The 8,172-nt window shown below is 75.0% G+C and carries 8 protein-coding genes; 4 read left to right on the top strand and 4 right to left on the bottom strand.

What is annotated here, in order from left to right; translation table 11 throughout:
• Both E1283_RS26955 and E1283_RS26960 read right to left on the bottom strand, forming a co-directional pair.
• Window positions 1–185: hypothetical protein (locus E1283_RS26955; RefSeq protein WP_207930535.1), on the bottom strand; the 185-nt coding region annotated here is incomplete at its 3' end.
• A 31-nt stretch (window positions 186–216) separates the two neighbouring features.
• Entirely contained in the window at window positions 217–2,031 is a 1,815-nt protein-coding gene (locus E1283_RS26960; RefSeq protein ID WP_132820762.1) for a vWA domain-containing protein, read from the bottom strand.
• Between the two features lie 180 nt (window positions 2,032–2,211).
• Here E1283_RS26960 and E1283_RS26965 point away from each other — a divergent pair, with 180 nt between their 5' ends.
• Window positions 2,212–2,487, top strand: a complete 276-nt coding sequence (locus tag E1283_RS26965) for a heavy-metal-associated domain-containing protein (RefSeq protein WP_132820763.1) — start codon at window positions 2,212–2,214, stop codon at window positions 2,485–2,487.
• Window positions 2,488–2,561: 74 nt separating this feature from the next.
• Window positions 2,562–3,527, top strand: a complete 966-nt coding sequence (locus E1283_RS26970) for a hypothetical protein (RefSeq protein ID WP_132820764.1) — start codon at window positions 2,562–2,564, stop codon at window positions 3,525–3,527.
• Between the two features lie 22 nt (window positions 3,528–3,549).
• Here the strand turns inward: E1283_RS26970 and E1283_RS26975 are convergent, their stop codons facing one another.
• Window positions 3,550–4,404: an MHYT domain-containing protein gene (locus tag E1283_RS26975; protein ID WP_165956254.1), complete on the bottom strand. Its 855-nt coding sequence runs from the start codon at window positions 4,402–4,404 to the stop codon at window positions 3,550–3,552.
• 171 nt (window positions 4,405–4,575) lie between these two features.
• Between E1283_RS26975 and E1283_RS26980 the strand changes: the two genes are divergently transcribed.
• Both E1283_RS26980 and E1283_RS39525 read left to right on the top strand, forming a co-directional pair.
• The gene (locus tag E1283_RS26980) at window positions 4,576–5,133 is read left to right on the top strand and encodes a TetR/AcrR family transcriptional regulator (protein WP_132820765.1); all 558 of its coding nucleotides are present in this window, start codon (window positions 4,576–4,578) and stop codon (window positions 5,131–5,133) included.
• 94 nt (window positions 5,134–5,227) lie between these two features.
• Entirely contained in the window at window positions 5,228–6,910 is a 1,683-nt protein-coding gene (locus E1283_RS39525; protein ID WP_207930536.1) for an alpha/beta fold hydrolase, read from the top strand.
• 39 nt (window positions 6,911–6,949) lie between these two features.
• On the opposite strand, the gene E1283_RS26990 is transcribed toward E1283_RS39525, so the two are convergent.
• Window positions 6,950–8,134, bottom strand: a complete 1,185-nt coding sequence (locus E1283_RS26990) for an MFS transporter (protein ID WP_132820767.1) — start codon at window positions 8,132–8,134, stop codon at window positions 6,950–6,952.
• Window positions 8,135–8,172 lie beyond the last annotated feature (38 nt).

Raw genomic sequence — 8,172 nt, forward strand, 5'->3', positions numbered from 1 at the left:
GTCTCGCGGCGGGGCGCGGGGGCCGCGCCCGGGCCGGCGGCGCGGGCGTACGCGACGTAGACGAGGACGGCGGTGCCGACGCCCGTCGCCCCGGCGAACGGCGGCGCCGCGCCGGCCAGGCCCGTCACCGCGGCCCCGGCCGCGCCCAGCAGGGCCGCGGCGACGATGCCCACCGGGTGTGCCATCTTCCGTTCCTCTCCCCCGCGTCGACGCGGCTCAGAAGTTGCTGAACACGGAGCGCATGACCGCGTCGATGGTGTCCGGCTCGCGCGCGTCGTAGGCGGCGCCCCGGGAGGCGCCGGCGATCCGGTCCAGGGTGTCGAGGTCGGCCTCCTCGCCGAAGGCGATGGCGAAGACGCGGATCACGCGTTCGAGCTGCGAGGCGTCCAGGTCGCGCAGCAGGGCGTCGAGGTCGTTGTCGGCCGGGTACTCGTTCTGGCCGTCGCTGAGCACCACGACGGCGTTGATCCTGGTGGGGTCGTAGTCGGCGAGCATCGCCTGCTGCGCCGCCCTGGTCGAGGTGTAGAGGGCGGTGCCGCCCTCGGCGTACAGGCCGTTGACGGCGTCGGTCAGGCGCTCGGTGCCGCCGTCGCCGATCCGGGTGGCGGGCAGGACCTCGCGGTAGGGGGTGGCCGGGTGGTCGGCGGTCTCGGTGGAGAACGCCCACAGCGCGACCTCGTCGTCCGGGTGGTAGAGCTCCAGGGCCGCCAGGGCCGCGTCCTGGGCGGCCCGGAGCCGGCTGCGGCCGTCGCCGGCCGGCTGGTTCATGGATCCGGAGACGTCCATCACGAGGGTGACCCGGGCGTTCCTGCGCACCTCGTCCCAGGCGTCGAGGATCGCGGTGAGGACCTGGGGCGCCGGCGGTGAGATCAGGGCGAGTTCGCGGCCGGTGTCGCCCTCCGCGTTGACCGACTCGGCCAACTCCTCGCTGAGGGTGCCCTCGTGGTCGCGGAAGCCGATCTCGGCGAGGCGGCGCTGCGGTCCCGGTTCGAGCAGGAAGTCCAACAGGTCGTCGGCGGCGGCGCGTTGGGCGTCGTCGGCGGAGGGGAGCACCACGAAGGGGTGGTCGAGCATCAGGGTGCCGTCGTCGGGATAGACGGCCACCAGCGGCACCTCGGGGCGCCTTCCCTCGCCGATGCGCTCCGGATTCCCGTCCGGGGCGCCCTGGTTGTAGAGGTGGATCAGCTGCTCCTGGACGAGCACGGCGCTGGTGTAGGTCATGGCCTGGCCCGAGGCGTCGGCCTCGGCGAGGTTCTCCATGTAGGTGACCGCGTCGTCCGCGTAGTGCAGCACGCCGTCCTCGACGCCGGCGACGAAGTCCCGGGCCGCCGGGTCGGCGACCTGTTCCCTGGTGAGGTCGCTGGAGACGCCGGTGGCCGCGTAGAACGCGGCGACGGTGGCGGCGAGTCCGGAGGTCGAGGTGTTGGGGTTGTCCTTGCCGAGGGAGAACGAGCCCCACTCGGGGTGGCCCAACGCGCCCCAGCCGTCCGGGTTCCGGGTGAGGGAGAGCACGTCGGCCCAGCCGAGCTCGGCGTCGGGCCAGCCGAGCGCCTCGGCCATCGGGCGGGGCATGGCGATGGTGAGCGGGCTCTGGGCGAGGCTGGGGTTCTCCTCGGGCACCTCGACGGAGCGGTCGCCGGCGGCGGCCCGCTCGGCGAGCAGGTCGAGCCAGAGGCCGGAGCTGGGCGCCCACACCTGGGGTTCCGGGGCGTCCTCGATCGCCGGGTCCCAGCCGCGGGCCAGCGCCTCCATGGCCAATCCGGAGGTCAGCCGGGAGACGGCCACCTCGGCGCAGGTGTCCTCGTCGGCGACGCGGAACGAGCGGTCGGCGTCGTTGTACTCCTCGGCGAGTTCGGCGAGCAGCCCGCCCTTCTCGGTGGAGGAGTTCACCTCGAGCCGGACGCAGTCGCCGCGCCCGTCGTCCCGGGTGAGCACCACGGCGCCGAGGCCGGCCAGGATGGCGCAGAGCCCGACCACGACGGCGCTCAGCAGCGGCCGGCGGCTTCCGCGGGCGCGTAAGTTCCCGTCCATGTCTCCGATTCCCCTCCCCCAACTGACATGTCCGCATTCAGCGTAGGGAGACGCGGGCCGGCCGGCGACAGTTCCCGCCGGGACATCTCCGGCGGCCGGGGCCGACCCGACTTGACTTGATACCCCCCTGGGGTATTCACTGGTCCTCGTCGAGATGGCCAGGACACAGGAGGCACCGCCATGACCGCACCCACCGCGCAGACCGTTTCCACCTACACCGTGAGCGGCATGACCTGCGCTCACTGCGTCGGCTCCGTCAGCGCCGAGGTCGGCAGGATCCCCGGCGTCTCCGGCGTCGAGGTGGTGCTCGAAACCGGCCGGGTGACCGTCGCCAGCGAGGGCCCGGTCGACAACGCGGCCGTCAGCGCCGCCGTGGAGGAGGCCGGCTACGAGGTCGTCGCCGGGCCCGAGGGCGAGGCCCCCGCCGCCAGCTGCTGCGGCGGCGGCTGCCACTGATCACGACCGCCGGTGCCCGGCCGCCACGCGGCGGCCGGGCACCGCCACCCCGGAACCCCAGGACGGGCAACACGATGAGGACCATCACCAGGGTCGGCGCCTTCGGGGCCGGCCTCGCGCTGACCTTCGGCGTGGCCTTCGGCATCGGCAACGCCGTGGGCCCGGTCGACGCGGAACCGACGGCCGCACACGACGACGAGCACGGGGAACCCTCGACCGAGGGCACCGACGCGGCGGCCACACCGGCGGCCGAACCGCCCGGCGGGCTGCAGATCTCCGAGCGCGGCTACACCCTCGTCCCGCCCGCGGAGCTGCCGCGCGCCGGCGAGCCCACCGACTTCCGGTTCCGGATCCTCGGCCCGGAAGGGGAACCGTGGACCGACTACGAGACCAGCCACGAGAAGGACCTGCACCTGATCGTGGTCCGCCGCGACCTCTCCGGCTTCCAGCACGTGCACCCGGAGCTCGGCGCCGACGGCGTCTGGAGCGTGCCGCTGACCTTCGAAACCGCGGGCGACCACCGGGTCTTCGCCGACTTCGCCCCCGCCGGCGACCCGGACGGCGGGGTGACGCTGGGCGCCGACCTCGCCGTCACCGGCGAGTTCACGCCCCGCGAGCTGCCCGAGCCGGCGCGGACCGCGACCGTCGACGGCTACACGGTCACCCTGGAGGGCGATCTCGCCGCCGGCGCCGAGAGCGAGCTCACGCTCTCCGTCAGCCGGGACGGCGAGCCGGTCACCGACCTGGAGCCCTACCTGGGCGCCTACGGCCACCTGGTCGCCCTGCGCGCCGGCGACCTGGCCTATCTCCACGTCCACCCGCAGGGCACCCCGGGCGACGGCGAGACCGACCCGGGCCCCGAGATCGCGTTCGGCACCACGGCGCCGAGCGCCGGCGACTACCGGCTCTACCTGGACTTCCAGCACGAAGGGGAGGTCCGCACCGCCGAGTTCACGGTGACCGCGGCAGCGGGCGACGGCACCGCGCCCGACGCGGGCCACGGCGGCGAGGACGGCACGGCCGACCACGGCGGCCACTGAGGCCGACGCACCGGCCCCTCGCTCAGCGCCGCCGGACGGCGACGGGCGAGGGGCCACCGCGGTCGGCCCCGCCGCCGCGTCGACCGCCGTGTCCACCGCCGTCGCTCCCGAGGGCGTCCCGCCGCCCGTCGTTCCACTCGCCGTCGCCCAGCACGAGCAGCGGGTCGAGGGTGATCACCACGGCCGCGAGGACCAGGAAGACGGCCGGCCCGACCAGCATGGGCAGCAGCAGCGAGACCGGCGAGTCGCCGCTGGCCGACAGGTGGCCCGCGCCGTGGAGTTCGGCGCTGACGGCCGCCATGCCGGTGTAGTGCATGCCCGTGACGGCCACGCCCATGACCAGGCTGGCCGCGAGGGAGTACGGCACGCCCCGCACCGAGACGGCCGCCCAGAGCGCGGCGGTGGCGGCGGCGACGGCGATGAGCACCGACAGGGCGACGGTGAACGGGTCGTAGCGGATCTCGCCGTTGAAGCGGATGGCCGCCATGCCGAGGTAGTGCATCGCCGCCACCCCCAGGCCCGTGAAGGTGCCGGCCACGGCCAGGACGGGGCGGCTCGCGCCGCGGTAGCCGACGACGAACACGCCGACGCCGACCACGAGGATCGCCACCACCAGGCTCCACACCGTGAGCGTCACGTCGTACCCGACGCGCGCCCCGTCGATCCCGAAGCCGACCATGGCGATGAAGTGCATCGACCAGATCCCGCAGCCCATGGCCGTCGCCCCCATGGCCAACCAGCCCGGCTTCCACCCCTCGTCGTAGTGGACGGACCGGGCCACGCACCGGAGGCCCAACGCGCCGCCGAGGCAGGCCATGAGAAACGCGGCCACCGGAGTGATCGCGCCGTAACCGAAGTCGCTGACGTCGCCGTGCATCTGTCCCCTGCCCTCGCCCCCACGCGGTTCGGGGCCAGCCGCCCCCTGAGGGGAGACTAGACCGCCAGACCGTCACGTACAGCCCACTAGTCTCACAAATCCATCACAACAAACCCGGCCACCAGGGCAAGCGGTTGCGGGAATATGTAGACCGGTCTAGTCTCCTCGGCCATGGGACGGAAAGGCGCCGACACGCGCAACCGACTGCTGGACACGACACGGGAGTTGGTCGAGGCCAAGGGCTACTCGGGCACCGGGCTCAACGAGGTCGTCGCGGTCAGCGGCGCGCCGCGCGGCTCCCTCTACTTCCACTTCCCCGGCGGCAAGGACCACCTGGTGGGCGAGTCGGTGCGCCGGGCCGGCCAGGCGATCGGCGCCGACCTGGCGGAGCTGGCCGAATCCGCCCCGTCGGCGGCGGAGTTCGCCGCGAGCGTGCTGCGACACCTCGGCGACCGGCTCGAAGGGTCGGGGTGGCGCAGCGGATGCCCGGTGGCCACCGTGGCACTGGAGACGGCCGCCACCAACGACCCGCTCCAGGCGGCGTGTTCGGAGGTCTACACGTCGTGGGAGGCCGCCCTCCGAGTGATGCTGGGCGACCGCCGGGACGCCGACGATCTCGCCGTCACGATCCTGGCGCTCGTCGAGGGCGCGCTGCTGCTGGCCCGGGCGCACCGCAGCCGGGAGCCGCTGGACCGCGTCACCCGGCAGATCACCGCCCTGCTGGGCTAGCACCGCCCGCCGTCGATCGGCCCGCCGTCGACCGGCGGGCCTCTCCTTCGGCCCAAGAATATGTAGACCGTCCTGTTTACTCTGGGAGGCTTCCTTGGACGCCATCGTCTTCGGCGCGACCGGTTTCGTCGGCCGTTCCCTCGTCGCGGAGCTGCTCCGCCGGGGGCAACGGGTGGCGGCGGCGGTGCGGAACGACACCCTCACCCCGTGGCTGACCGCCCAGGGTGTCGGCACCGACCGGTTGGCCGTCGTCACCGCCGACATCACCCGCCCGCTCGCGGGCCTGCCCGAGGCGCGCGTCGTCTACAACTCCGCCGCGCGGTACGCCTTCGGGCTCGGCGTGGACGAGGCACGGGCGGTTAACGTGACCGGCGCGCTCAACGTCCTCGACTGGGCCGCCACCCTGCCGGAGCCGCGGCGGCTGGTGCACATCAGCGGCTACCGGGTCAGCGCGGCCGAAGTCGGGCCCGACCCGGCCGCGTCGGGTGCGTACGAGGCGTCGAAGCGGGAGGCCGACCTCGCGGTGCGCGCCCGGGCCCGCGAGTTGGGGGTCCCGCTGAACATCGCCAACCCCAGCACGGTGATCGGCCCGGGCCAGTACGTCGGTCTGGCCACCCTCGTCCGGCAGTTGTGGCACGGGCGGCTCCCCGCGTTGCCCGGCGGTCCCGACACCTTCCTCCCGGTCGTCACGGTCGGCCACCTCGCCCGGTTCCTGGCCGAGCTCCCCCACGCCCCCACGGGCGAGCACCACTGGGTGCTGGACGACGCCACCCCTCCGCTCCCCGAGCTGATCGGCACCGTCGCCGACCACCTGGGCGTGCGGGCGCCGCGCCGGACCATCCCGGTCGGCCTGGTGCGGCGCCTGCCGCGCGCGCTGACCGGAGCCGACCCGGAGACGCTGCACTTCCTCTCCACCGACCGCTACCCGACGGCCTCGGCCGACGCGTTCGCCGCCGGCGTCGGCCTCGAACAGCCTCCGGTCGCCGACGCGCTGCGCGCCTGGGCCGACGACCTGGTGGCCGCCGGGTTCGGCGCCGGCTCGCCCTGGTCGGCCGCGTACGGCTTCCGCGCCGTGGCCGGGAGCCGCACCTGGGTGACGGGCGACCGGCACCGTCCCGAGCACGTCCTGCTGCACGGCCTGCCGATGAACGCCGACCTCTGGGCGCCGCTCGCCGCCCACCTTCCGGGCCCGGTCCTCGCCCCCGACCTGCCGGGCCTGGGGCGCTCCTCCCCCACCGACCGGCCGACGCACGCGTGGCTGGCCGAACTGCTGGACGAGGTGCGCACCCGCCCCACCCTGGTCGCGCACTCGCTGGCCTGCGGCCCCGCGCTGCGCCTCGCCGTCGAGCGACCGGAACGCGTCGGTGAACTCGTCCTGGTATCACCGGCGTTCCTCCAGCCCCCGAGCCCACGGCTGGTCCGCTCGCGGCTGGCCGCGGTGCGGCTGCGCGGGATGTCCGCCGCCCGGCTGGCCGACACGCTCGGCCTCCCGGCCGGCCCCGCGGTGGCGAGCGCCGCGGCGGACCTGCGCCGCCCCGGCGTGGCGCGCCGGGTGGTCGCGGCCCTGCGCGCCGCGCACGGCCGGCGCGCGGAGTTCCGGGCCCTGCTGGACCGGGTCGCCGTCCCGGTCCGGATCGTGGTGGGCGCGGCCGACCCGCTCGTCGTCCCCGTCGAGCACGAGGTGCTGGAGGTCGCGGGGGCCGGGCACTACCCGCAGCTCACCCACCCGGCCGAGGTGGCCGGGCTGGTGACCCGCGCCCCCTCCGGGTCGCCCTGACCGTCAACGGGACCCGCCTCGCACGGATCGACGTCCCCGTCACCGGGCCGGGGGTTCGAGAGCGCGTCGCAGCGAGACGCCCGCCGCCAGGAGGGCGGCGAGCAAGCAGGCGGCGAGCGCGAGGGCTCCCCGGTGGCCGAGGTGCTCGGTCAGTCCTCCGCCCACCGCGTTGCCGATCGCGGCGCCCACCAGGAAGAAGCTCACCATCAGCGTGTACGCCCGGGTCAGGCCCGCCCGGGGGGCCAGTGTGTCCAGCAGGGCCGAGGAGGCGACGGCGCACGGCCCGGTACACAGGCCGACCAGGAACAGGGCGGGGAAGAGCAGCGGGAGGCTGCCCGCGGCCCAGGCCGTCAGAGCGACGGCAACGGCCGAGGCGGTCAGGGACGCCAGCAGCAGCCGGGCCGCCGACCAGCGCCATCGGCGGGCTCCCAGGGACAGCCCCGCGACGATCTCGCCGGCCGACGACATCGCGATCAGCGGCCCGCTGTCCGCGGCGGTGCCCAGTTCGAGCGCGGCAGCCGGCACGGCGACGGCGACGACGCCACCCGAGATCCCCGTCCCGGCGTTGATCAGCAACAGGACCGCCAGACCGGCCCCACGGCGGCCGGCCTCCCGTGGCGAGGCCGGCCGAGGCCGCCAGTTCCGGGAGGCCCGGGTCCTGGCGAAGAGCAGCCCGGCGCCGCCGGCCAGGAGGCCACCCGTCACCACGGCCCCGCCGGGTCCGACCAGCACGACCAGCAGCGAAGCGACCAGCGGCCCGGTCAGCACGGCCAGGTGGAACAGCACGGCCAGCAGCGCGTAGCCGGCCGTTCGGGACTCGGGCACCGGGATCGTCTCGGCCAGCAGCACCCGCATGCTGGCGACCGTCGCCGGAATGCCGAGCCCCATTCCGGCGCTGACCGCGAGGACGAATCCCGGCCGGGCCACCGCTGGCGCGGCGGCCACCAGCACGACACCGCAGGCCGCGCAGGCCGCGCCGGTGGGCGCGAGGACACGGGCCGGCCCGTGGCGGTCGATCAGTCGGCCCTGCGCGACCACGCCGGCGGCGTTGCCGAGGCCGAACGCGGCTGCCGCGAGGCCGCCGACGGCGAGCGATCCGGTCAGTTCGTGCGCGTACAGCAGCACGCCGAGCCCCAGGATGCCGAGGGGCAGCGCGCCGAGCACCGTGGCGGCCAACGGAACGCGCAGGTCGGGGATGTGGAGGACGTCGAGATAGCCCCGCATGGGACATGCCTTTCCAGCATGCCCACCCACCCGGGAGC

Source organism: Streptomyces hainanensis (assembly GCF_004348415.1).
GTDB classification, from domain to species: Bacteria; Actinomycetota; Actinomycetes; order Streptomycetales; family Streptomycetaceae; genus Streptomyces; species Streptomyces hainanensis.

Excerpts from the sequence above, each read along its gene's own strand:
- E1283_RS26960 (WP_132820762.1), bottom strand. The coding sequence starts at position 2,031 with ATGGACGGGAACTTACGCGCCCGCGGAAGCCGCCGGCCGCTGCTGAGC.
- E1283_RS26965 (WP_132820763.1), top strand. The coding sequence starts at position 2,212 with ATGACCGCACCCACCGCGCAGACCGTTTCCACCTACACCGTGAGCGGC.
- E1283_RS26970 (WP_132820764.1), top strand. The coding sequence starts at position 2,562 with ATGAGGACCATCACCAGGGTCGGCGCCTTCGGGGCCGGCCTCGCGCTG.
- E1283_RS26975 (WP_165956254.1), bottom strand. The coding sequence starts at position 4,404 with ATGCACGGCGACGTCAGCGACTTCGGTTACGGCGCGATCACTCCGGTG.
- E1283_RS26980 (WP_132820765.1), top strand. The coding sequence starts at position 4,576 with ATGGGACGGAAAGGCGCCGACACGCGCAACCGACTGCTGGACACGACA.
- E1283_RS26990 (WP_132820767.1), bottom strand. The coding sequence starts at position 8,134 with ATGCGGGGCTATCTCGACGTCCTCCACATCCCCGACCTGCGCGTTCCG.